The organism is Desulfoluna sp. CLI2B, assembly GCF_056847375.1.
This window is the reverse complement of record NZ_CP186557.1, coordinates 4714366-4737388: the sequence shown is the minus strand read 5'-3', so window position 1 is coordinate 4737388 and position 23023 is coordinate 4714366. Positions and strand designations below refer to the sequence as shown.

Genomic DNA, 23023 nt, shown 5'->3' with positions numbered 1-23023 from the left:
AAAGAGGGCATCCATCTCCACGCCGACGCCGCTGGCTGCCACACTCATGAGCGAGACCTACGCCCACCTTCTCAAGGGCATCGAAGAGGTGGACTCCGTCACCATCGACGCCCACAAGCAGTTTTACATGCCCATGAGTTCGGGCATGGTCTTTTTCAAAGACCCCACCAGCCTGGACGCTGTGGCCTACCATGCCAACTACATCATCCGCAAAGGGAGCGTGGACTTAGGCAGCAAGACCCTCTCCGGTTCCCGGGAAGCCAACTGCCTTATCCTGGACAGCGCCTTCAAGATCATGGGCAGCCGGGGTTACGGCATGCTCATCGACCACGGCATCGAGCTGGCCCGGCGTTTTGCCGAGGAGATCGATGGCCGAGACATTTTCCAGCTGGTGACCCGGCCGGAACTCAACATCCTCACCTACCGCGTCTGCCCGACCCCCTTCCAAAAGGAGATGGCCCAGGCTTCCCCCGAGCGGATCCTTGAGATCAACGAATATTTCAACGAGGTGAACCGCGCCCTTCAGCAGGAGCAGCGGGAGGCGGGCAACAGCTTTGTTTCCCGGACCGTGCTGGAGCACGAGACCGTCTTTCCGGGGTATCCCGAAGGAAAGGTCGTGGTCCTTCGCAGCGTCCTCATGAACCCTTTGACCACCATGGATGTGCTGCGGGATATCCTCGATGAGCAGGAGGCCATTTACGCAGCCTGGCTCAAGGGCGATACCAGCCGCAAGGGCCGGAGGCGGGGGGAACCTTCCTGAAAAAACATGCCCGGGCCGAAACGGCCCGGGTTTCGAGTACAATCCACACCACCCCACCAAAGAGATTGACACCCTATGATTCTTTTTGACCAGCCCGGAAAAACCAACACCGACGATGTGCTGCGATGCGTCAGGGAACAGGGCGAGGCCCTTGGCATCAAAACCTGCGTTTTGGCAACGACCAGCGGCTACACAGCCCAACTGGCCGCAGAGATCCTCAAAGGGTTCGATGTGGTGGCCGTCACCCATTTTACGGGCCTTAAAGGGCCCAATGTCCAGGAGCTGGAGCCGGACACCCGGGGGCGCCTCGAAGCCTCGGGCGTAAAGGTCCTCACCTGTGGTCACACCTTTTTCGGTATCGGCAGGGCCGTGCGCCTGCGGTTCAACACCTACCAGGTGGACGAGGTCATTGCCGAAACCTTGAAGCTCTTCGGAGCGGGCCTCAAAGTGGCCGTGGAGGTGAGCCTCATGGCCGCCGACGCCGGGCTTATCCCTGCCGGTGAGAACGTCATCTGTGTGGGGGGCTCCGGCAGGGGTGCCGACACTGCCGTGGTTTTGCGCGCCGTCAATACCGCCGATTTCTTCAAGATGAAAATCCGTGAGATCCTCTGCAAGCCCGCGTTTGACAACGACGCCGAAGCGTAACCCCAGGTTCGCACATGCCCCGGGGCTAAAGCCCTTCACACGTGCTTTCGGGCTTGGCCCGCGGAAAGCCGGGCAGGCTTTTGAAACCCTCGACAAATGGTGTCTTGCAAGGTCTCCTCAAAGGCCCTGAAGGAAAGGCGAATGTGATTTTCCCCGAGAAACGAGGGGGGAAAGCGCATTCGCAACCAGCTTTCAAGGTGGCACACCTTGCCCCCGGAGGCATGCATTTGTTGCTCTTTTGTGGGAAGGGTGGTAGGTCGTGGGTATGAAAAACACAGAGACACAGACAGTAACGACGCGCATGTTCTGGTGGCGCTCCTGACGGAGCGGCACATGGACTTGTATTGTCTTCATTTGCCGCCGAAGGGCGACGAATGAATTGACACGTGCGTGCAATCGTCTCCTTCGGTGGTGTTAAACACATCAAAGGAGAACAAGATGTCTCAAAAAATCCTTACGGGCGATCGCCCCACCGGTTCCCTTCACCTCGGCCACTACGTCGGCTCCCTTACCCAGCGCGTAGAGCTGCAGGACACCTCTTCCCAGACCATTCTCATTGCGGACATGCAGGGCCTGACGGACAACGGGCACACCCCTGCCAAGGTGTCCGGCAACATCCTCAATGTGCTGGCCGACTACCTGGCCGTGGGCATTGACCCCGAGCGCACCGTGATCTGCCTTCAGTCGGGGCTGCCTGCCCTGGCCGAGCTCACCATGTATTACGCCAACCTCGTGACGGTCTCCCGTCTTCAGAGAAACCCCACCGTAAAAGCGGAAATTGCCGGCAAGCAGTTCGGTGACATCTTCCATCTGTGGGTTCTCATCCGATCAGCCAGGCCGCAGACATCACCGCGTTTCAGGCGGACCTTGTCCCTGTGGGGGAGGACCAGCTGCCCATGATCGAGTTGACCAATGAGGTGGTGCGCAAGGTCAACCAGGTTTCGGGCAGCGAGGTGCTGGTGGAGTGCCGCCCCCTTCTCAGCAAGGTCTCCCGCCTGCCCGGAGTGGACGGCAAGGCAAAGATGTCCAAATCCCTGGGGAACGTCATCACCCTGGGCAGCGACGACGCCGAGATCGAGCGCGCCGTGAAGAAGATGTACACCGACCCCAACCACCTGCGCATCGAAGACCCTGGCTCCGTGGAGGGGAACGTGGTCTTCACCTATCTCGATGCCTTCTGCCCGGATGAAGCCCTTGTGGCCAGCCTCAAAGAGGACTATCGACGCGGCGGTCTGGCCGACAGCAAGTTGAAATCTCTTCTTACAGAATGCCTGCAGGAGCTGTTGGCTCCCATCCGCAGGCGCAGGGCTCGCTTTCTCGCAGACCCGGCCGGGCTTATGAACATCCTGCGTGCGGGCACGGAGAAAGCCCGGGCAGAAACCGAAGAGACCGCCCAAAAGGTCAAGGCCGCTTTCGGCCTGGATTTATTAAGATAGGGCCGTTTCTATGGCCAATGTGGGTAAAAAAAAGCAGGCCTCCGGCAGCAAGGGGCTGACCCCAGGTTCGGGAATGCTCTTTCGCCTTCGTTCCTCAGGCTCATCACATTCCCTGACGGGCTTCGCCCGTGAAAACATGAAAAAAACTTCAGGCAACATGAAGGTGCTTCAATAAGCCGTCACCTTATTTACGGGCGAAGCCCGACGGCAAATGCGGAGGGGCTTTAGCCCCGTAGCATTTGTGGACCTGGGGTCCAGGGGATTTATCCCCTGGCCGCCGGAGGCAAAGCTATTGTCTGGCTTTGGCCATAGGGTGCTGCTTTATCACCACTCCACCAGGGTCCCGTCCTCTTTTTCGGCGATGCGGATGTACCGGTAGAGGTCGAAGGTGCCACCTTCCACGGGGTGGGCGTTAAGAAAGGTCTGGCAGTGCCAGTCGTATTCGTCCCAGAAGTCCGGGCTGGTGCGGCGGACCACGTGGCGCCTGGCCATGAGGTAGTAGGTGACCTCGTCTTTGACCTTGAGGTAACGGTCGGCCAGGGTTTCCACCTTGTCAACGTCGATGCGCACAAAGGCATTGGGATAGCTTCCCACGTGGCCGCGGACGATGCTCAGGGTGTCGTCTTCGGGGCGGCGGCGCCTCTCTTCGCCGAACATGAAGGAGTTGTTGCTCAGGGCCTTGTTTTTGATGATGGTGTAGGCCAGATCCTCCTGGTTGGGCGGGGTGACCACCCGGAGAAAGGAGACGTCCGGGAACACCTCGGTCTTTCTTCCTTTGATAGCGGTGATGCGGCGAAGGGCCTTTTCAACGGCTATCCTCTGCGGGCTGGCCCCCTCGGTGGGGCAATGCCCGGAGGGGCAGCGGTTGATGGGGTCGTGCTGCGGGATGACGGGACCCACATGGGCCAGCACCTGCTTAAAAAACTCGTCTTTCGGGGTCAGGGTTCGATAGGTGATGCCTGTTTCGCGGGAAAGGCCCAGCAAGGGGTTTTCAATGTGGTTCTTGAACTCGGCGCGGGTGCCCTGGTACCAGTTTTTTCGCATCTCCTCACGGTGGTCACTGGGCATGAAGCTTAAAAGTTGTTTTCGCCTTCCATGCGGAGAAATCCATGAGATGCGGGCGAACGCCGGTGTCCTCACGTTGCCGTAGACATCAAAGCCCGCCACAAGCAGGTAGTGGATCCTCTCCAGCAAGGGAAAGTCCACCACCCAGGCGGTTTTGGGAACCTGGCCCACCAGGCCCTTGAGGACCGTGGCGCTGTCAAAGTGGCGGAAGACGGTGAGCAGGGCGTTGTCGTTGGTGCCGCCGTCTCCATCCCAGATGTGGGTGATGTCGTTGCCGATGTGGTCGGGGTGGAGGCGGTCGATATAGTCGTCCTTGGCCTTGAGGTATTTTTTCTGGTTGCGCGAGTAGGTGAACCAGATGCTGGGGATGTTGAGGGTGTTCTCCTTTTCCCCGGGCAGGGCCAGCAAGGGGCTCATCTCCGCGAGGAAGTCGGAGTCGTTGCTGATCATGTCCTTGTCCGGGTCGAAAAAGGCCACGAAAAAGTGGTCGTTGATGACGTTTAAGGCCACCTGTCCCCGGCAGACCGGGCCTTTGATAAACCCGTTTACAAAGAAGTGGGCGTCGTCCAGGAGGAACCGGTAGCGGGAGATGGCCGGAAGCTGGGCAAAGGCCTTCAAGGGGTTGGCTGCGGTGTCCGGGTCGTAAGAGGGCAGGCTGGTAACCTCGTAGGGCTGCGTAAAGAAGAGGTCGTTGAAGCGTTTCATCTTGGCATCGGAAAGCCGGTAGACGGTGTGGTCCTTCACCACCACGGCAGGGGTCTTTTTCAACCGGTAATAAAAGGGGCGGATGCCCGGGGCGTCGTAGGGGCGCACGCTGGGGATCTCGTCCACGGGCTCTCCGGGCGGTGTGGTGGATCGCACCAGGCGGTAGAACTCCCGGCTGGGCAGGTCCTTAAAGTGGATATGGGCGATGAACAGGTGCTCGTAGATGTAGCGGCTTACGAGCTGTTCCCGCACGGAGGTGCCGTTGAAAAAGAGCTCCCAGCGGGTGATGATGTCGGCTGCCTGCGGCGATGTTGTTTCTGGTTGTCTCATGAGCCCGCCGTCCGCGATCCATTTCAGGATGGCGTCGTGTTCCTCCCTGGTGAGCCCGGGCAGGGCGTAGGGCATGCCCCACAGGGGATAGCGCTCCTCAAAGCTGTCAAATGACTCGCTGGGTTCGCAGTTGTTGGCTTTGGCCAGGGAGAGGTCAAAAGACTGGGGCAGGAGCTCATTTTTGGGCTGGGGGTTTTTCGCCTTTAATTCCAGCATCCGGGCCAGGACGGAGTTCTCCCGGTTGACGGCAGGTTCCTGGGTGCGTTCGTTAAGGACCGGGTGAAACCCCTTGTCCCGCCACCCTTGGGTGGTGTCCGCGTCGATGAAGAGTCGGGTGGGATCGTCTGCCGTGATGCGGGAGGCGTTGTACACCATGAGCGAGGTGGCCCCCCGGTCCAGTCCCTCAAAGGAGGTGAGCTTCAGCTGGCAGGGTGCATCGTAACAGCTGTGGCAGGCGCTGCACCGTTTTTCCAGGATGGGCTGGATATCCTCATAATAGGTAACCCCTTCCCTGGGCTCCCCGTCCACCCGGGAGACCACCTGCTCCGGCCCGTACCTTTCGTTGAAGACCTTGGCCTGCTGCACGCTGCAGCCGATGAGAAAGAGTCCCACACACAAGAGTAACGCCTTCCATTGTTTTCCCATGGTGCCTCCCTGATAGTGAAAAAAGGAAAAAGCCTCCGGCGGGTCGCTTTTTGAAAAAAGCTCCGCAAAAACGTTTCAGCTTCTCCTTCAGCCCCGCAGGGGCTGAAGGAGAGGGCTGCTGTATGATCGAACGGACATGTGAATCATGAATACCCCACTCGGCCCATTACGGGCACAGCCCGTCAGCACATGTGACGTCCCTGAGGAACGAAGGGTCGGATCATGTGCGAACCTGGGGTGCAGGGGATTTATCCCCTGCCCGCCGGAGGCTGTTTTTGTCTGTTACTTCAATCGTATGGTATCGATGGCCTCCGGTTTGAAGGGCACGAATTCGGGGATATTGGCCGCCATGGTCGGGTGGCTGAATCGGTGGAGCCGGATGGCTGGAGAGTCGGTGCCGTCTTCATTGACATGGGTGAGAAAAAGCTCCGTTGCCATGGCGCGGTTTTGTGCCATTTGCCGTTGGGGGACCAGGCGTGCCAGGAGTTCATGCCGGTGCGGTTGCAGGTCATTTTTCGGGCAGTGCCTCCGGTGGCCGGAACGATGTAAAGGCGGCTGTCCGGCTGGAGCATGAGTCCGCTCCGGCTTTGGGTGAAGACCACCCAGTTTCCGTCCGGGGAGACCCGGGCAAAGTAGTTGCTCATGCCGTTGTTGCTGGCGCCCTCAAGGGGGGTGGCCGTGCCCCCGTTGCCGTTATCAAAGGGGAGGCGGCAGATATTGAAGCGGATCGGGTATTGCCGGTTGAGTGCGTCGATGCCCTTGGGGGAGGAGAGGATACGGATGTTGCCGAGGTCCGGGTGGTAAGCGTTTTTGGTCTCGGCCCGGGCAAAGAGCAGGGCGGAGCCGTCCGGGGTCCAGCTGGGGTCGGTGTGGGCAAAGTCCCAGTCGTCAGCGCCTTTCAGCGGGGCAAAGGTTTGTGAGCGCCTGTCGTAGGTTCCCAGGAAGCCGAAGGTGGGGAAGAAGAGCTGGGAGTAGGCGGCATCGCCGGTGGTGACCATGAAGCCGATGTCGTTCACCGGCCCCACTATGAAGCGCCCTGAAGGGGAGAGCCTTGCGAAACTTCCCCGGGGCGGAGGGAAGAAGGGGGGCGTGGGATAATCACTCCAGCTCATGGTGTCGTTGTGGGTGATCTCCATGGTTTTGGCAACGGGTTTCACCCACTGGACGCCGCTGTCTCCATCCACATTCATCTCCATGGCAAGGAGGCGGCCGTCGGCGCTGGCCTGGTGGCAGCCGCTGCAGGTGGGCTGGTCGGTCATGACGGTTTTGGGGGCGTGGGTGGTATCCACCGTGCCGAGCTTCCAGGTGATGCGCCGGATATCGTCTTTTGAGAAGCCATAGGGCAGGGGGAGCTGGCGGTAGAGGATGGAGGCGTTCACCGGGTCGTTGGAGATAAAAAAACGTCGCGTTGAAGGGGCCGTATCGGGGCGGGATGGCCCGCCTGGCCGTGAGATGCAAAGGGTTACGGGGGTGCCGGTGGCTTCTTGCTTGATGCGGTGCCACAGGCCCGGGTCGGGCTGCCAGGGGGAGGCTGGTACCTCCCGGCGGATGGGAGGGCCTTTGGGAAGGTGGATCTCCACGAGCCAGGGCGTTTCGTTTTGATGGGGCCCCCTCCATTCAAATAGGGGCGGGGCCATGTCCCGGGGATAGATCGCCCCTTCGAGGGGTTCGAGGATCTCCAGGGTGTCTGTTGACGCAAAGGGGGCGGTGTGCGTGACGGGCGGGACGCAACGGGCGCACAGGAGCGCTGCGGCAAGGAGGAGGACCCACGGCCGCGGCATCTCAGCTCACCCTGGCCTGGAGGCGTTTGATTTCGTCGATGTTGCCCATGACCACCAGGGTCATGCCCGAGGCCAGCAGGGTGTCGGCCTTGGGGTTGAAGAGGGTGGTCTCCTTGTCTTTGAGCCCCAGGACAAGGAGGTCGTGTTCCCGCCTCAGGTCGGTTTCGGAGAGTCGCCTGCCGTCCATGGGGGAGCCCGGGGTGATGGGCAGCTCGTGGATCCTTAAGGGGCCCTGTTCGCTGCGCAGCATCTGGTCCAGAAAGTCCACGGCGGCTGGCCGGACCATCTCCGAGGCCATGCGCAGGGCGCCGATGGTGTTGGGGGAGACGATGCTGTCGGCCCCTGCCTTGGTGAACTTGGGGGCCATTTTCGGGTCGCTCACCTGGGCGACGATGCGCAGGTCTTTGTTCATCATGCGGGCGGTCATGGTGACGTAGAGGCTGTCCTTGTCCTGGGGCAGGGCAATGACCACCCCTTTGGCCCGGTCGATGCCTGCTTTTTCCAGGTTGGCTTCGTCGGTGGGGTCTCCCTCGATAAAGAGGATGTGGTGTGCGGAAAGGCTTGCTGCGGCAGGGTCGTTCTCCTGCTCGATGATCACCACCTGCTCTCCGCAGGTGAGCAGCTCGTTGGCCAGGGGGCGACCTGTTTCCCCGCCTCCCACCAGGATGATGTGACCGGTGAGGCGATTGATCTCTCGGTTCATGCGTCTTCTCCTTCGAACACCGGACAGTTCCCCTTCGATGAGAAAGGCGGTGATGGAGCTGATGGCATAGAGGATGAACCCCATGCCGAAGGTGATGAGGCCCATGGTGAAGATCTGGGCCGCGATGCTGCTGGAGACGTCCAGGATCTCTCCGTAGCCCACGCTGGTGATGGAGATGACCGTCATGTAGAGGCAGTCGATCCAGCGTTCCTGGCCGTGGAAGATAAGAAAGTAGCCGGCGGTGCCGATGGCCACCACCACGAGGATGCCCAGCAGAAAGGTGGTGATTCGCTTCTGAATCATGGACGGTGTCTCCTCCGGGGAGCGTTCCCGGGTTCGCGAATGCCCCTCGGGCTAAGCGGCTTGGGGTGGTTCGTGTGTCGATGTCTTTGAAAGACGGTGGCCGTTGCGGTGCGTTTCGTAAGAATGCGTGCTTAATAATAAGGTGACACAAATTGGCCGTGAAATCGATGGCCGGAGATTTTTTTTCCATGGGCGGGGGCCCGGGAAGGCGTGTTCCGGTCCGGGGGGCATAAGCCCCCCGGACCCTGTCGTGATTCGCGGAGCTTTAGTGTTTTGCCGCCTCGGCAAAGCCAAGCTCAAAGGCTTTCAGGTTCACGTCCACAAAGGCTTTTTTGGTCTTGGTGGAGATGGCCTCGCGGATGGCGTCGGCGCTGATGGGCAGGACACCGGTCTCGATAAGGGCGCCCAGGAGCACCATGTTCACCGACAGGACGTTGCCTGCCTCTTCGGCGAGCTTGACGGCGTCAAAGGCGATGAGGCGCTTGGTTTTGTTTGCCAGCAGCTCGGTGACCTTGTCGATCTCCGGGTACTCCCCTTTGCCGATGGCCACGGTAAAGGGGGGCAGGGGGGAGAGGTTGGTGATGGTCACGGTCTCTTCTTTGCAGCGTCCCAGGGCCCGGAGGGCCTCGGAGGGCTCGAAGCTGACGAAGACATCGGCTTCGCCGTCAGAGATGATGGTGCTTTCGGCATCGCCGAAGACGATGGAGGATTCCACCACCCCGCCCCTCTGGGCCATGCCGTGTATCTCGCTCATGTGCACGGGGATGCCCTGGAGCAGAGCCGCTTCGCCCAGAACCCGGGACGCCAGGAGGTTGCCCTGTCCGCCCACCGCCACGATGATCAGTCTTTTGGTATCCATATGGGTGTCACCTTGTGTTGAAAAAAGGTTATGACGAAGGCCCGGCCCGTTTTTTTGGAAACGGGCGTGGCCGGTGTCGTTCATGGAGCCGCTCTGCCTACTTTTTCACGGGCAGGATGGCGTTTTCAGGGCAGATCTGGGCGCAGATGGCGCAGCCGGCGCACATGTCCTCGTTGATCCGGACCCGTCCCCCTTCGGTGGTGAAGGCGGGGCAGGCGATGGTGTCGATGCAGTCCCTGTGGTTCTTGCACTTCTCGGGGTTCACCTGGAACTTCTTGCCGGTGAGCTGCTTGAGGCTCTTGGCGTAGAGGGTGCACTTCTCCTTGGCGATGACCACCGAGACCCCTTCGAACTCCACGGCTTCCTTGATGGCAGCGATGCTCTTCTTGAGGTTGTAGGGACGGACCACGGAGACGTGCTTGACGCCTGCGGCTTTCACGAGCTCTTCGATGTCGATGGAGTTGTATCCTTCAAAACCCATCTCGTCCATGTCCACGCCGGGGTTGGGCTGGTGGCCCGTCATACCGGTGATGCGGTTGTCCAGGATCACCAGGGTGAAGTTGTGGTTGTTGAACACCGCGTTCATCAGGCCCATGATGCCGGAGTGGAAGAAGGTGGAGTCTCCGACAAAGGAGATGACCTTCTTGTCCGTCACCGTGGAAAAACCAGCCGAGGTGCTGGTGGAGGCGCCCATGCAAAGCACGAAGTCCCCGGTGGCAAGGGGCGGCATAAAGCCCAGGGTGTAGCAGCCGATGTCCGATGGGAACATGACGTCCATGCCCTGGGTGGCCTGTTTCACCGCGTAGAAGGTGGCCCGGTGTGAACAGCCGGCGCAGAGGTTGGGCGGACGGTTGGGAATTTCGGGCACGTTGGAGGTGTCCACGCTCTGGCTGGGGACCGGGGCCAGCTCAAAGTAGGCGGCCATGATGTTGCGGACCATTTTGGGGTCGAACTCGTAGAGGCGGGAGAAGAGGTGCTCCCCTTTGCCGCAGATGGGCAGGGTGAGGCCGTTCTCCTGGGCCACGGCCTTGACCGCCTCTTCCATGAAGGGCTCGCCCTCTTCCACCACGAGGACCTTGTCGCAGCCCTTGATGAAATCGAGGACCAGGGCCTTGGGCAGGGGGTTGGAGAAGCCGATGCGCAGGATTTTGACCTTGTCGGTGGCGCCTAAGTCCTTGAGGCCGTCCTTGACGTAGCTGTAGCTGACGCCGTTGACGATGACGCCCAAGGAGCCGCTTCCGTCCACCCTGTTGAGGGGGGAGGTGCAGGCGATCTCTTCGGCCTTGTCCAGGTTGGCCAGGAGCTTGACGTGGAGGCCCCGTGAGACGGCGGGAACGGTGACGCAGCGCATGGGGTCCTTGGTGAAGTCGCCCTTGGTTTTGCGTTCGGTGATCTCGCCCAGCTCCACAACGCCGGTGGAGTGGTTGATGCGGGTGGTGGTCCTCAGGATCACGGGCTCGCCCAGGGCTTCGGAGAGTTCAAAGGCCTGCTTGGTCATCTCCTTGGCTTCGGCAACGGAGGAGGGCTCCAGCACGGGGAGCCCTGCGAGCTTGCCGTAGTAGCGGTTGTCCTGCTCGTTCTGGCTGGAGAACATAAAGGGGTCGTCGGCGGTTAAGATCACCATGCCGCCGGTGACGCCGATGTAGGCAAGGGTGAGAAGGGCGTCGGCCGCCACGTTCATCCCCACGTGCTTCATCACGCACATGCTTCGTACGCCGCAGTTCGCCGCTGCCGCAGACACCTCCACGGAGACCTTTTCATTGATGCTGTACTCGAAATAGAGATCGCTTTCTTTCGACATCTGAAAAAAGTTGAGGGAAATCTCCGACGAAGGCGTCCCGGGATAAGAGGCGGTAAACGCGACGCCGGCTTCAATGGCGCCCCGTGCAATGGCCTCGTTGCCCAGCATGAGCATCTTCTGGCCCGGGTTGTCTGTGAGAAGCTTGTGCATGGCAAAATTCCTTATGGATGGGTGTTGACGTTCTCGTTAAAGTTAAATCTCCATTTTTTTAGACGTGATAGCCCCGAATGTCAAGGCCTTGGGCCACTGACGCCGGGGAAAAACAGGAAGACGCGGGGGTTGCCTTCTCTTCGGACGGTCATAATAAGGAGGGGTTTCGGACCGTTTCTCTGCCGGATGGGCACCCTGTCTTCAGGCGGTGTTCTTTTCGGTGCAGATGGGTTAAAAAGAAGGTTCGAAAATGAACAAGATGTTCGTTTCGAGAGGTAAAAAAGTGCGGAAATGTTCGTCTTGGAAAACCTTCGCCTGTCATGGCCCAAAACCCTTTACAAGGCCTCTGGTTATACATTAAGAGGAAGTGTAATTTGTTTAAGATCGGGCCGTTTGGTGTTGTTTTTTCCAAAGGAACAGACGCTTGAGATGCCCGTCAACATATATTTACGCAACGGTGTCGCCGCGTTAAGGCCGGCCCCGTTGTCTGGGAAGGGTGGTACGCTCCTATGAGTAAATCCGTTATTCTTGTTCTGGCCACACGGAACAAGGGAAAGACCGAAGAGATCCGGGCCCTGCTGGCCGGGTTCCCGGTTGAATTGAAGAACCTCGACGACTTCGGGCCCATTCCCGAAGTGATTGAGGATGGGGACACCTTTGACGATAACGCCTACAAAAAGGCGAGTTTTACGGCTCGTGTTCTGGGCTACCCTGCCATCGCCGATGATTCGGGGCTGGTGGTGGAAGCCCTGAATGGTGAGCCCGGGGTCTATTCGGCCCGATATGCCGGAGAGAATGCCGACGACGCAGCCAATAACGCCAAGCTTCTGGAACAGATGGCTGGTGTTGAAGATCGCAGAGCGGCGTTTCAGTGTGTTCTCTCCATCGCCATGCCCACCGGGCAGGCCCTAACCTACGAAGGTCGCTGCGACGGGGTGATTGCCCAGGCGCCTTCGGGAGAGGGCGGCTTTGGCTACGACCCGCTCTTTTTCTGCCCCGACAAAGGGAAAACCTTTGCGGAGCTGACCATGGAAGAGAAAGGGGAGATCAGCCACAGGGGCCGGGCCTTGAAAGAAGTGGCGGACGAATTCGACAAGGTGCTGACCTGGATCGACATGCACACGCCGGTCCAGGAGCGGTTTGAGTGCAAGGGGTGCTGATCAGGCCCGACGGCACATGGCTGTGGAACGATGGGGTTTGTTCTTATGGGCCATGTGACCTGTTGATGTCCGCTGTCTCGGCGAACAGAACGCGCTCAATTTAAAGATGTATTCACATTCCAACGTATGATGACTCGAACAGAGCCTCTCAGGCCTTATTTATCCGCATGGGGTTGCGGCACAAAGGTGCGTGAGAAGGCCGGGTGTGAAGTATTGCCCGGCGACGGGGGCTTCGGGTTGTCATCACACTTTCAGGATCAGGAAGAACATGGCACAGAAAAAAGAGATGATTGGGGGGATCGAGACGCTTGAGGAGGCCCTGGCCTTCCTCGAGGCTCGCATGGACGCTGAGACCCTGGCGAAATTGAAACAGATTCGCACCGAAGAGGTGGTGAAAACCATCGCCAACGCTGCGAAACTCTGCACGCCGGACAGCATCTTCATCAACACCGGATCCGATGCGGACGGAAAAGCCGTTCGTGCAGGCGCTTTGGCCAACGGGGAGGAGGACGCTCTTCCCATGCCGAACCACACGATCCACTTCGAGCTCAAGGAGGAGCAGGGCCGTATCACAGACCGCACCTTCTACCTGGCCGAGCCCGAAGAGAAGGTCAGCTCCCTGGCCAACCGCATCGACCGGTCCGAAGGCCTTGACGACGTCAAGACCAAGATGGGCGGGATCATGAAGGGCATGACCATGATCGTGGGCCTCTACATGAGGGGACCCGTTGGGGCCCTGGGCTCCAACCCCTCCCTTCAGATCACCAGCTCCTTTTACGTGGCCCACAGCGCGGAGATGCTCTACCGCAACCGGTTCAGCGACTTTGACAACGAAGTGGAGCGTCTGGGGTACTTCTACACCAACATCCACTCCCAGGGTCTGAACCGAACGGAAGACCTTCCCAACGCCAGGGTCTACATGGACCGAAACGACCAGACCACCTACTCCATCAATTGTACCTACGCGGGCAACACCCTGCTGATGAAGAAGGGCAACCATCGTTTCTCCGTGGACAAGGCGGTGAAGAACCGCGGCAACGAGCTCTCCGAGCACATGTTCATCACGGGCATCGAAGGCCCCGGCAAGCGGACCACCTGGTTTGCGGGCGCCGCCCCCAGCGGTTGCGGCAAGACCACCACGGCCATGGCCGGCCACCACTTTGTGGGGGATGACCTAGCCCAGATGTGGATTGCCGAAGACGGCACCGTGCGCAGCATCAACCCGGAGAGCGGGATCTTCGGCATCGTGGAAGATGTGAACTGGGAAGGCGATCCCGGCCTGATGCCTCTGCTCCGCGAAGAGGGCACCGAGGTGATCTGGTCCAACGTCCTTATCGATGACGACGGCAAGCCCCACTGGACCGGCAACGGTGAAGAGGCCCCCACAAAGGGTCGCAACTTCCAGGGCGAGTGGAAAGCCGGCATGGTGGACGAGAAGGGCAAGCCCGTTCCCGTTTCCCACCCCAACTCCCGCGCCACCCTGGTGGCAAGCTCCCTGGCCAACTACTCCCCCTCCTCCGAAGACCCCAGCGGCGTTGAAACCAGCGTCATCACCTACTCCGGTCGCGATGCCGACACCATGCCCCCGGTATGGGTCGCCAAGAACTCCGACCACGGCGTGGCCATCGGCGCGTGCATCGTCTCCGCCGCCACTGCCACCGAGGTAGGGGCCACCGGCGTGAAGCGTGCCCCCTGGGCCAACGCTCCTTTTATCCCCGGCGCCCTGGGCGAGTACATGGACGCGCAGTTTACCTTCTGGGCCAACGAGCGCATTGCCGACGGCAAGCGTCCCCTCATGGCAGGCCTCAACTACTTCCTGACCCACCAGGCCCGCGGCGGCGAGTCCACCAAGCTCCTGGGCGAAAAAAGGGATGTGAAGGTTTGGCTTGCATGGCTGGAGCGTCGTTTCCACGGCGAGGTGGGAGGCATCGAGACCCCCATCGGCATCATCCCCGAGTACGAGGACCTGAAGGCCCTGTTCACCGACATTCTGGACAAGCCCTACCCCATGGACCTCTACACCAAGCAGTTCTCCCTGTACGTGGACAACATCATGTCCCGTATCGACCTGCAGAATGAAGCCTACGGCAAGGAAGAGGACATTCCCGCCCGCTTCTTCGAGGTTCTCAAGGAGCAGAAGCAGGGCCTTGAAGCCCTCAAGGAGAGCTTCGGTGCCGTTGTGAGCCCCGAGGCACTCAAGGAGAAAAACGCCGCTTAGATAGACCCATGCTGAAAACGGCGAAGGCCCCGCTCGATGGCGATCGAGCGGGGCCTTTTTTTTGGGGGGAGGTGCCTTTGGATTTTCCCTTCTATGGTTAAAGTGCATGGAAAAGCCTGTCTCCAGGGTATTGGAAAATTTAAAGGCCTGTTTGTCAAGCTTTTCAAAAGCTTGGCCCCCGGCAGGGCCGCCGGAGGCATCTTAAACCGGCCTTCCAGGGGCAACTCACTGTTAAACGCGTTTGCCTTGCATGGTCCCATGGATTCGCGTGCCACCCTGTCCCAATTCTGATATGGGTGGGACGGAACTGTTATCAATTGCATGTGGAGGTGTTATGTCCCATCTGGATTGGGCGATTGTCGGGGGCTATCTGCTGTTCAGCGTGGCCCTCGGCCTCTATTTTTCACGCCGGGCCCTCAAGAGCGTGGACGACTATTTTGTCTCGGGCCGTTCCTTTCCCTGGTGGCTTGCAGGGGTCTCCATGGTGGCTTCGGCCTTTGCCATCGACACCCCTCTGGGCATTACCGGGCTGGTGGCGGAAAACGGTATCCCGGGGGTCTGGTTTGCCTGGTCCTTTGTGCTGGGGGCGGCGTTGGCGGCTTCCTCTTTTCCGCCATGCTGCGCCGGTCCCGCATCATCACCACGGCAGAGCTCATCGAACTCCGGTACTCCGGGCCCCAGGCAGCGGTGCTACGGGCCTTTAAGGGGCTCTACTTCGGGGTGTTTGCCAACGCCATTACCCTGGGCTGGATCTTAAAGGCGGTGTGGACCCTCTCGGAGGTGGTGGTTCCGGGTGTGAACCGGGACCTGTTGCTTTTTGTGCTGCTTTTGTTCACCCTTATCTACACGGCCATGAGCGGTCTCTGGGGCATTACGTTATCCGCGACTTTATCCAGTTTGTCATCGGGAGCGTGGGCTCCTTTCTCCTGGCCTTTTACGCCTGGCGGTACATTGGCGGCATCGACCAGGTGGTGATCGGGTTCACGGAAAAATACGGGGCCGCTGACGCCGGGCTTCGCCTCTCCTTCCTTCCGGAGGTGGGGACCCCGTTTTTTGTCACCTTTGTGGTGTTCATGACCCTGAAGTGGTGGGGCAACCCGCCCCCTGCCATCACCCAGCGCATCATCGCCTCCAAAAACGAGCAGGACGCCTCCAAGGCCACCCTCTTTTTTGCGGTGCTGGCCTTCGGGTTCAACTACTGGCCCATGATTTTTGCCGCCATGGTCTCCCTCATCGCCTTTCCCGATGCCTCAAGCCCGGAGACGGGCTATGCCATGCTGCTGACGACCCTGTTGCCCTCGGGCATGCTGGGGCTCATGATGGCCTCCCTTATGGCGGCCTTCATGTCCACGGTGGACACCCACATCAACTACGGGGCCTCGTACATGGTCAACGACATCTATCGCCGGTTTATGGTGAAGGAGGCCTCAGAGACCCATTATGTGCGCGCCTCCCAGGTAAGCACGGTGCTGATGCTCCTTGTTTCCGTGGTGGTGGCTTACAACCTCGATTCCGTGGCCGATGCCTGGTATTATATGTCCATGATCACAGCGGGGTACGGCATCGTCATCGTGATCCGCTGGTTCTGGTGGCGGGTGAACGCCTGGGCCGAGATCACGGCCCTGGCCACCTCGGGGGTCACCAGCACCTTGCTGTCGCCCAAGTTTGCCCAGGCCCTGGGGTACTGGGACGCCATCCCCCATATCCGGTGGCAGTACCGGTTTCTCATCGTGGTGGGGATCTGCACCGTCAGCTGGGTGGTGGTCTGTTTCCTGACGGAGCCGGACGACGAGGCCCACCTTGTGGCCTTTTGCGAGCGGGTGAGGCCGTTTCCCGCCTTCTGGGGACCCATTTACAGGCGATACCCCCATCTTGGGTGGCGTCCCAATTTTGGGCGGGCCTGCCTGCTCTGGGGCATGGGGGCCGTGGGGGTTTACGCCTTCTGCTTTGGCGTGGGGAGCCTCATGTTCCTTCGGTCTGCCCAGGCAGGGGGGCTGATCCTTCTGGCTGCGGTCATCGCGTACCTGATCTCCCGGCTCTGGCGTCCGTGATGAGCCCTGCCGCACCCCCGTGTTTCCCGGAGAAGGGGCCGGGTTTTTGACAGACCGCCCCACCGGCATTACTTTAGGTGGTCCCGGGAAAGACCGGGGCGTCCCCCCGGCCACGGGTGGTTAGCCGACCCTTATTCCGGCCTGATGCTGCACGAGCAGCTCGGTCCATGCCATACGAGGAAAACAGATGAATCTTGAAGAGAAAATGGAGTTGAACGGGAGCCTCTCTCCCGCGGATGCGGCGCGCTACGAGCGTCGCCTGAAAATCATGGGCATGGAGCACTGGACGCCATCATCAGCGATCCGACCCCTGCGGCCCTGGTGCAGTCGTTTCCCCATCAGGACCTCTACTTCCTTGTCAACGACATCGGGGCAGAGGACGCCTTGCCCGTGCTGGCCGTGGCCTCGTCCGAGCAGTGGGAGTACTTTGTGGATGCCGAGGTATGGCAGCGCGACCTGCTGGACGTGGACGGCTTGACCCGCTGGTTCGATCTCCTCCTCAAGGCCGATCCCAAGCGATGCGTCAACTGGATGGTCGTGGAGCACACCGCTTTTTTCGAGGACTACCTGGCCCGGCACATCGAGGTGAGGGTCCGTGAGAAAAACGAGGACCCGTCCGAGTTCGGGCCCGGCTGGTTCACCTTTGACGACTGGTTTTACATCCGGCATCGCGAGGTCCCGGACGAGCCGGTGGAAGACGGCGCGCCGTACATCCACCCGGACGATCGAAACGACGTGGTCTTCTCTCTGCTCCAGACCCTTTCCAAAGAGGATCACCCGCGCTTTCAGGCCGTGATGCTGGAGGCCATGAGCGTCCTTTCCGCCGAGGTGGAAGAGGAGAGCTATCGCCTGCGCAACGTGCGGCTTTCCGAAAAGGGTTTTCTGCCCTTTGAAGAGGCCTTGGGGGTTTATGCGCCCCTGGATGCGGAGTCCCTGCGCAAGGGCCTTAAAAAGACACCTCCCCTGGACGCGGCCACCGTGGTTCCCCACGCCCACACCGGTGAGGTGCCCGAGGGCTCCCTGTTCTCAGATGCCCTGGCGGAGCTGGACGACGTGACGCTTTTGTCCGCCCTTCAGATGGAGTTTGCCGTTTTGTGCAACCGCGTCATTGCCGCCGACCAGAAGCCGGTGCGGGAGCGCGCCGAGCTCTCTTCGGTGGTGAAGAAGGTGTGCGGGTACATCTCCCTGGGCCTTGAGGCGCTGAACCGCGACGCGGAGATGAATAAGGGCCTGGCCGCATGGCTTGCCGAAACCAGTCTGGAAGAGATCTTCAGGGTGGGCTACGGTCTGGCCATGGGGCTGAAGTTCAAGGCGGACCGCTGGCGCAAAGAGAGCTGGCTCCTGGGACGCGGCCTCTCCCTCTCCCTTCTGGGGGAGGCGTGGATGGGCGTCACCGGAGGCCTGCTTCTCAACCGGCCCCTCTTTTACGACAACTACCAGAGCGGCTCCCTGTATCGGGAGTTTGAGACCCTGGCCGATATCGAGGCCACCGAAGCGGTGCTCTCCGATGTGACGGGCATCGACGCCGTGCTCAGCCTTCTGGATCCGGACCCCGAGCCCTTTAAGGGGCCCGATTTTACCATCAAGAGCCTGTTGCTGACCCTGTGGGCTGCCGCGTGGCTGGGGGAGGGTGACCATGGGGGGCCCCTTACCCTGGACCAGGTGAAACGGCTTCTCTCCGGTATCTGGACCGATGAGGGGGGCACCAGGCAGGTTTCGGACGAGGCCAAGGCCCACTGCCTGGCCTGGCTCTCCGAGGAAACAGGCTTGAGCCGGGTGGAACTCAGCGAGAGGCTGGCCCGGGGGCTGGAGCGTCTTTTCGGGGAAGTGGCCGACGAGTATGCCCACCTGGACCCCCAGCAGGTCGATGCCCGGTTTATGCAGCTTTTCCTGACCCGTTCCGAGTAGTTTCCGACTTTTTCTTCCACACAGTGGTTCCGGGTTTGACTACTTTTCTTCCCATGGCGACGGGGGGCTCCTTGCCCCCCGTCCCTGATTTGCCGTCTGTTTCGAGGTGCTTCCGCCGAAAAGGGTATTGACTCACCGAGGGGATCTGGAGTAGCATTTTATCCATGACTTCCCGAGGGTTGCCCTTTGCCTGATGGCCTTTGGCATCTCCGGTTACACGACGCGTACATGCTTCTCTCTTTTTTTCTCTTTCTGAGTCCGGTGCCCTCCTGCCTGCGTATGCCCATTCCTGCCGGACAATCACCACAGCTTCGTTGCTTCATCCATGTTCTGATTTTGTTCCTTCGTGAATGGCTCCCCTTTTGTGGGCGTCGCTTTTAGGAGGTTCCATGACCTTTGAACCGGAAAGGAAGATCGGGCTGCCTCAGTTCCGAGCCATCAGCCACGCCATTTCCCGTTATGAAGACGTCACCATGCTGGGCCATCACCTGGTGGAGAGTATCTGCATCTCCTTTGAGATCAAGGCGGCCAGCATCCTTCTTTTCGATGACCGGGAAAAGATGCTCTTCAATGTCTGCAGCCACGGGCTCAGCCAGGAGTACAATCGCGTGGTGCCCGAGTTCTCCGATATGTTTCAGGAGTTCACCCAGGGGCGCTGGGTCTACTTCGAAGACTTTGCCAACGACCCGAGGGTGAAAAACAGGGACGCCGTGAAAAAAGAGGGCATCGCCTCCATGCTGTCGGTTCCCATCAAGCGCAGCGACAACATCCTCGGGCTGCTCAAGCTCTACAACTCCGAACATTGGATTCTCCATGACGAGGACATCATGAGTGTGGCGGTCCTGGCCGAGCAGTACGGCCTTGTCATTGAGAACAACGGTCTTCAGAATTTTCTGAACGAGGTGAAGGTGGCCATGGGAAGCCTTCCCCTCCGCAAGCTCAAAGGGTTGTAAGGTGGCCGGGCGGCTGGTGACCGATACCTCCGATTTCATGTCCATTGATATCGGGGACCGCGTGGCGGTGGGGGGCCGGGAGTACCGGGTCACCGGAAACGCGCGGGAGGGGCGCTTCGGGGTGGAAGACCCCAAGATGTGGGTGAAGTGGGTGGTGGATGAGGCCACCGGGGATCGCAAGGTGATGAAGCTGGTCTTTTTCGAGACCTTTGTCACCTCCCTGGGAGGCGTGAAGATCCGCTGCTTCCGGGACCCGGTCAAGGAGGGGAAGATCCTTTCCCTGGTCAAGGATCATCCCTATTTCATGCAGGGGGTGGAGTTCAACGACAACCGGGACAACAGCGTTCGGATCATCGACGTGGTGCGGGGAGAAAATTTCTATTTTTACATCGAGGGGCTGCACATGCCCCATAAAGTCTACTTTGAGGAGGTGCTCCCCGGGATCCTCAAGGGGCTGGTCAAGGCCTTCGAGGCCCTGAGGTACCTGCATGTGAACGGGTTCCGGCACGGGGATGTGAGGAATGACCACATCATCATCGACAACGAGTCCGGCAACTACACCTGGATCGATTTCGACTACGACTACCAGGCCACGGAGAACCCCTTCGGGCTGGATATCTTCGGCATGGGAAATATCCTGCTCTACGCCATCGGAAAGGGGTTTCACACCCTTCACATGATCAAGTACGACACCCGCATCTACGGCGATCTCTTTGACTCGCTGGTGGCCACCGACCTGTCGATCCTGGACGGCAACCGGGTGATGAACCTGCGCAAGGTCTACCCCTACATCCCCAAGTCGTTGAACAACATTCTGCTTCACTTTTCACGGGGGTGCGAGGTGTATTACGAAAACACGGACGAGCTGATCGAAGACGTGACACGCTGCCTTTATTCTATCTTCTAACGGGAGTGACCAATCGGAGGTGGGCATGGATTCCATGTTGATTGCCTTAAGTGATTCCATGAGTTCCAAGGCGGTGCTGGAATATGTTCTGGCCATGGCCTGGTGCCCCGAGGACCTGCAGGTGACCCTGCTCCATGTGTTCCGCAAGCAGTCGGGCGGGGAAGCCCTCATGGGGCAGAAGTTCATGAAAAAGCAGCCTGCCCGGTACATGGAGGTACTGGAACAGGCCAGGGACCGGTTTGTGGAGAAGGGGGTGCCCCCGGAGAACATCACCCTCCTCATGGTCACCGAACCCTACGACACCATTGCCGACGGCATCATCGACCAGGCCCGGCGGGTCAACCCTTCCCTGGTGGTCATCGGGCGCAAGCGCATGAGCAAGGCAGAAGAATTTGTTCTTGGAGACGCCAGCATCAAGCTGGTGCGGGCCTTGGAGGGCATGGCCGTGCTGGTGGTAAAGGTAAGCTGAGGTAAAGCCGGGTGTGACTTGGCCCGGGCAAGGAAGGACAAAACGCGACGGGCCGTCCATGATGCGCATCATGGACGGCCCGTTTTTATTTTGGTTCGCCTTGCCTGGGGCAGGCCGCCCTTGAAGGGATATTATCCCCTGGCCGGGATGGGGATGGCCTCGGCCAGTCGGGAGAGAACGGCCCCTGCGTTTCCCTGGAGGAAGATGTCGGTGACTCCGGCGGTGAGGGGCGTGGGGGTGGGGTTCACCTCGATGATAGTGGCCCCGTTCTGTTTGGCCAGGACCGGCATCATGGCCGCGGGCTGGACCGTGGCCGAGGTGCCCACCACGAGCATGGCCTCGCACTGGGAGGCGAACTCCCGGGATCGGCCCAGGGCCTCCATGGGGATATTTTCCCCGAAAAAGACGCAGTCGGGCCGGTAGATGCCGCCGCAGGCGCAGAGCGGAGGAAGGCTCTCAAGGCCGATCTCTTCGCTGGGGGTGGCCTTACCGCATGCCATACAGACCAGGGTGGCAAAGGTGCCGTGGAACTCAATGACATCCTGGCTTCCGGCTTTCTGGTGGAGGGAATCGACGTTCTGGGTGATGACGGCCGAGAGCAGGCCCCGGCGTTCGAACTCGGCCAGGGCCAGATGGGCTTTGTTGGGCCTGGCGGTGTCCAGGACCTTTTTCATGGCCCCCATGAGCACTTCCCATACCCTTGCCGGGTTTTTCATGAAGGCATCGATATGGGCAAATTCCGTGGGGTCGATTTTCTCCCAGAGGCTCCCCGGCCCCCTGAAGGGCGGGATTCCGCTCTCAACGGAGATACCCGCTCCGGTGAGGGCCACGGTGAGGCGGCTTCGTGTCAGGGCGTGTACCGCGTCGAGGATGTTTGTCTCCATGTTATTCTCCTGAGGCTCTTATACCGACATGACGGTGTCGGACCCCACGGCAAAGCAGTCCAGGGGCGACTCCGCCCGGAGGATCTCCTCCCTGCAGGCGTTGACGATATCGTCGATGGCATCGTCGGTGTGTTCGGCGTTGTGGTGGATAAGTCCCAGGCGGCCCACCTCCGCTGCCAGGGCCAGGCGCAGGGTATCGGGCCAGGCCGAGTGTCCCCAGCCCTTGCGGGACTCGTACTCCTCCTGGGTGTATTCGGCGTCGTGGAGAAGCAGATCGCTGCCCCGGACAAAGGCGACGTAGTCGTCAAAGGCTCCCCCGCCTTCGTGGGTTTGACCCAGTTCGTTGTCGGTGAGGAACACGGCCTGACGGTCGTTTTCCCGGATGCGGTAGCCCAGGCCCCCGTTGGGGTGGCTGATGGGGATGGTGTCGAAGGTGAGGCTCCCGATGGTGAAGTGATCCAAGGGGAAATCGGCAAAGCGGATATGCTGTTTGATGTCCCGGTAGGGGACGGGAAACCGTGGCGGGGAAAAGAGGGTATCCAGGGCCTCTTCGATGTAGCTTCCCCCGAAGGGCAGGCGCGGTATGGTGATCTGGCAGGTGTCGGAGAACAGCGGGGCAAAGGCTGTGAGGCCCATGAGGTGGTCCCAGTGGACGTGGGTGAACAGGAGGTGACAGGAACGGCACCCCTCCCGGGCCATGAGGCTGCCGAGGTTGCGAATCCCGGTTCCTGCGTCGATGATGACAAGGTCGTTGGTTTCGCTTCGTATTTCCAGACAGGTTGTCTCGCCGCCGTAGGTCAGGTAGCCCGGTCCGGAGACTGGGATCGAGCCGCGGGAGCCCCAGCACTTGATGTACATGTCGGTCCCTCAGGGTCATGGCATGGGTGTTTTTCCATGCGGGTTGAATAAAAATGGCCTGTTGACGCCTTGGGTTGAGGCATTGTGAGACAGCATAGCGCATAGGGCCGGTGTCAGACAAGGTGCATGTGGCCCGTGGCGTCACTTTGCCTGATGACGGTGTTCGAAAAACGTAAATTTCACTAGGTGGGCGTCATATTTCAGGATATGAGGGGCATTCTCCGGCCCGAATGGGAGCGCTGTTTTGCTGCGGCAAATGCTCCCTCAGCTTGACATCCCCAATCACATTTATTACTATCTCATTTCTTTCGGTACATTGTTTACAGTTGCGTATCCATGTGCCTTTCGTGAAAGGGTCGGAATCCTTGACCTATCAACTCGCAATGATGGTATGAAAAGAGGGGGTGTCAAGCAGGGCAGGTGGCACCCCGG

The 23023-nt window shown here is 60.0% G+C and carries 18 protein-coding genes and 1 pseudogene; 12 read left to right on the top strand and 7 right to left on the bottom strand.

Going from position 1 to position 23023, the window contains the following annotated elements:
* Positions 1 to 46: 46 nt before the first annotated feature.
* The 4 genes from ACOYW2_RS22135 (at position 47) to ACOYW2_RS22120 (ending at position 2841) form a co-directional block, all read left to right on the top strand.
* The gene (locus tag ACOYW2_RS22135; RefSeq protein ID WP_482420051.1) at positions 47 to 760 is read left to right on the top strand and encodes a pyridoxal phosphate-dependent decarboxylase family protein; all 714 of its coding nucleotides are present in this window, start codon (positions 47 to 49) and stop codon (positions 758 to 760) included.
* 75 nt (positions 761 to 835) lie between these two features.
* Positions 836 to 1405 carry a pyruvate kinase alpha/beta domain-containing protein gene (locus tag ACOYW2_RS22130; protein ID WP_482418119.1) on the top strand — a complete coding sequence of 190 codons (570 nt, stop codon included), beginning with the start codon at positions 836 to 838 and terminating at the stop codon, positions 1403 to 1405.
* Positions 1406 to 1843: 438 nt separating this feature from the next.
* Complete coding sequence (locus ACOYW2_RS22125) at positions 1844 to 2305, top strand: hypothetical protein (RefSeq protein WP_482768010.1); 462 nt, start codon at positions 1844 to 1846, stop codon at positions 2303 to 2305.
* Positions 2218 to 2841, top strand: coding sequence for a hypothetical protein (locus ACOYW2_RS22120; protein ID WP_482768009.1), 624 nt, complete (start codon positions 2218 to 2220; stop codon positions 2839 to 2841). Before ACOYW2_RS22125 ends, ACOYW2_RS22120 begins: the two co-directional genes overlap by 88 nt.
* Positions 2842 to 3165: 324 nt before the next feature.
* On the opposite strand, the gene ACOYW2_RS22115 is transcribed toward ACOYW2_RS22120, so the two are convergent.
* The 5 genes from ACOYW2_RS22115 to iorA all read right to left on the bottom strand — a co-directional run bounded on the left by ACOYW2_RS22115 (position 3166) and on the right by iorA (position 11183).
* Complete coding sequence (locus ACOYW2_RS22115; protein WP_482768008.1) at positions 3166 to 5586, bottom strand: fatty acid cis/trans isomerase; 2421 nt, start codon at positions 5584 to 5586, stop codon at positions 3166 to 3168.
* A 287-nt stretch (positions 5587 to 5873) separates the two neighbouring features.
* On the bottom strand, positions 5874 to 7367 hold the full coding sequence (locus tag ACOYW2_RS22110; protein ID WP_482768007.1) for a TolB family protein: 1494 nt from the start codon (positions 7365 to 7367) through the stop codon (positions 5874 to 5876).
* Position 7368: 1 nt separating this feature from the next.
* Entirely contained in the window at positions 7369 to 8373 is a 1005-nt protein-coding gene (locus ACOYW2_RS22105) for a potassium channel family protein (protein ID WP_482768006.1), read from the bottom strand.
* Positions 8374 to 8638: 265 nt separating this feature from the next.
* Positions 8639 to 9232 (bottom strand): indolepyruvate oxidoreductase subunit beta, encoded by a 594-nt coding sequence (locus ACOYW2_RS22100; protein WP_482418115.1) that lies wholly within the window; start codon positions 9230 to 9232, stop codon positions 8639 to 8641.
* Between the two features lie 97 nt (positions 9233 to 9329).
* A complete protein-coding gene (gene iorA, locus ACOYW2_RS22095) occupies positions 9330 to 11183 on the bottom strand; it encodes an indolepyruvate ferredoxin oxidoreductase subunit alpha (protein ID WP_482768005.1) in 1854 nt (617 codons plus the stop codon).
* A 509-nt stretch (positions 11184 to 11692) separates the two neighbouring features.
* Here iorA and ACOYW2_RS22090 point away from each other — a divergent pair.
* From ACOYW2_RS22090 to ACOYW2_RS22055, 8 genes and pseudogenes are all read left to right on the top strand, one after another.
* Positions 11693 to 12343, top strand: coding sequence for an XTP/dITP diphosphatase (locus ACOYW2_RS22090; RefSeq protein WP_180142608.1), 651 nt, complete (start codon positions 11693 to 11695; stop codon positions 12341 to 12343).
* 268 nt (positions 12344 to 12611) lie between these two features.
* Positions 12612 to 14561: a phosphoenolpyruvate carboxykinase (GTP) gene (locus ACOYW2_RS22085; RefSeq protein WP_482418113.1), complete on the top strand. Its 1950-nt coding sequence runs from the start codon at positions 12612 to 12614 to the stop codon at positions 14559 to 14561.
* Positions 14562 to 14895: 334 nt separating this feature from the next.
* The gene (locus ACOYW2_RS22080; protein WP_482768004.1) at positions 14896 to 15318 is read left to right on the top strand and encodes a sodium:solute symporter family transporter; all 423 of its coding nucleotides are present in this window, start codon (positions 14896 to 14898) and stop codon (positions 15316 to 15318) included.
* Positions 15319 to 15325: 7 nt separating this feature from the next.
* Positions 15326 to 16612, top strand: coding sequence for a sodium:solute symporter family transporter (locus ACOYW2_RS22075; protein WP_482768003.1), 1287 nt, complete (start codon positions 15326 to 15328; stop codon positions 16610 to 16612).
* Between the two features lie 279 nt (positions 16613 to 16891).
* Positions 16892 to 18520 (top strand): annotated as a pseudogene (locus tag ACOYW2_RS22070) (DUF6178 family protein); the annotation flags it as partial.
* A 389-nt stretch (positions 18521 to 18909) separates the two neighbouring features.
* The gene (locus ACOYW2_RS22065) at positions 18910 to 19473 is read left to right on the top strand and encodes a GAF domain-containing protein (RefSeq protein ID WP_482420038.1); all 564 of its coding nucleotides are present in this window, start codon (positions 18910 to 18912) and stop codon (positions 19471 to 19473) included.
* A 16-nt stretch (positions 19474 to 19489) separates the two neighbouring features.
* Positions 19490 to 20380, top strand: coding sequence for a protein kinase (locus ACOYW2_RS22060; protein WP_482418110.1), 891 nt, complete (start codon positions 19490 to 19492; stop codon positions 20378 to 20380).
* 25 nt (positions 20381 to 20405) lie between these two features.
* Complete coding sequence (locus ACOYW2_RS22055) at positions 20406 to 20849, top strand: universal stress protein (RefSeq protein WP_180142618.1); 444 nt, start codon at positions 20406 to 20408, stop codon at positions 20847 to 20849.
* 131 nt (positions 20850 to 20980) lie between these two features.
* Here the strand turns inward: ACOYW2_RS22055 and ACOYW2_RS22050 are convergent, their stop codons facing one another.
* Complete coding sequence (locus ACOYW2_RS22050) at positions 20981 to 21733, bottom strand: SIR2 family NAD-dependent protein deacylase (RefSeq protein WP_482418109.1); 753 nt, start codon at positions 21731 to 21733, stop codon at positions 20981 to 20983.
* A gap of 18 nt (positions 21734 to 21751) precedes the next feature.
* On the bottom strand, positions 21752 to 22591 hold the full coding sequence (locus tag ACOYW2_RS22045; RefSeq protein WP_482768002.1) for an MBL fold metallo-hydrolase: 840 nt from the start codon (positions 22589 to 22591) through the stop codon (positions 21752 to 21754).
* Between the last annotated feature and the right edge of the window lie 432 nt (positions 22592 to 23023).

Bases quoted from the DNA above. Each gene is read 5' to 3' on its own strand.
- iorA (WP_482768005.1), bottom strand. From the start codon at position 11,183: ATGCACAAGCTTCTCACAGACAACCCGGGCCAGAAGATGCTCATGCTG.
- ACOYW2_RS22085 (WP_482418113.1), top strand. From the start codon at position 12,612: ATGGCACAGAAAAAAGAGATGATTGGGGGGATCGAGACGCTTGAGGAG.
- ACOYW2_RS22130 (WP_482418119.1), top strand. From the start codon at position 836: ATGATTCTTTTTGACCAGCCCGGAAAAACCAACACCGACGATGTGCTG.
- ACOYW2_RS22045 (WP_482768002.1), bottom strand. From the start codon at position 22,591: ATGTACATCAAGTGCTGGGGCTCCCGCGGCTCGATCCCAGTCTCCGGA.
- ACOYW2_RS22110 (WP_482768007.1), bottom strand. From the start codon at position 7,367: ATGCCGCGGCCGTGGGTCCTCCTCCTTGCCGCAGCGCTCCTGTGCGCC.
- ACOYW2_RS22105 (WP_482768006.1), bottom strand. From the start codon at position 8,373: ATGATTCAGAAGCGAATCACCACCTTTCTGCTGGGCATCCTCGTGGTG.
- ACOYW2_RS22135 (WP_482420051.1), top strand. From the start codon at position 47: ATGAGCGAGACCTACGCCCACCTTCTCAAGGGCATCGAAGAGGTGGAC.
- ACOYW2_RS22100 (WP_482418115.1), bottom strand. From the start codon at position 9,232: ATGGATACCAAAAGACTGATCATCGTGGCGGTGGGCGGACAGGGCAAC.
- ACOYW2_RS22115 (WP_482768008.1), bottom strand. From the start codon at position 5,586: ATGGGAAAACAATGGAAGGCGTTACTCTTGTGTGTGGGACTCTTTCTC.
- ACOYW2_RS22090 (WP_180142608.1), top strand. From the start codon at position 11,693: ATGAGTAAATCCGTTATTCTTGTTCTGGCCACACGGAACAAGGGAAAG.
- ACOYW2_RS22055 (WP_180142618.1), top strand. From the start codon at position 20,406: ATGGATTCCATGTTGATTGCCTTAAGTGATTCCATGAGTTCCAAGGCG.
- ACOYW2_RS22080 (WP_482768004.1), top strand. From the start codon at position 14,896: ATGTCCCATCTGGATTGGGCGATTGTCGGGGGCTATCTGCTGTTCAGC.
- ACOYW2_RS22050 (WP_482418109.1), bottom strand. From the start codon at position 21,733: ATGGAGACAAACATCCTCGACGCGGTACACGCCCTGACACGAAGCCGC.
- ACOYW2_RS22125 (WP_482768010.1), top strand. From the start codon at position 1,844: ATGTCTCAAAAAATCCTTACGGGCGATCGCCCCACCGGTTCCCTTCAC.
- ACOYW2_RS22065 (WP_482420038.1), top strand. From the start codon at position 18,910: ATGACCTTTGAACCGGAAAGGAAGATCGGGCTGCCTCAGTTCCGAGCC.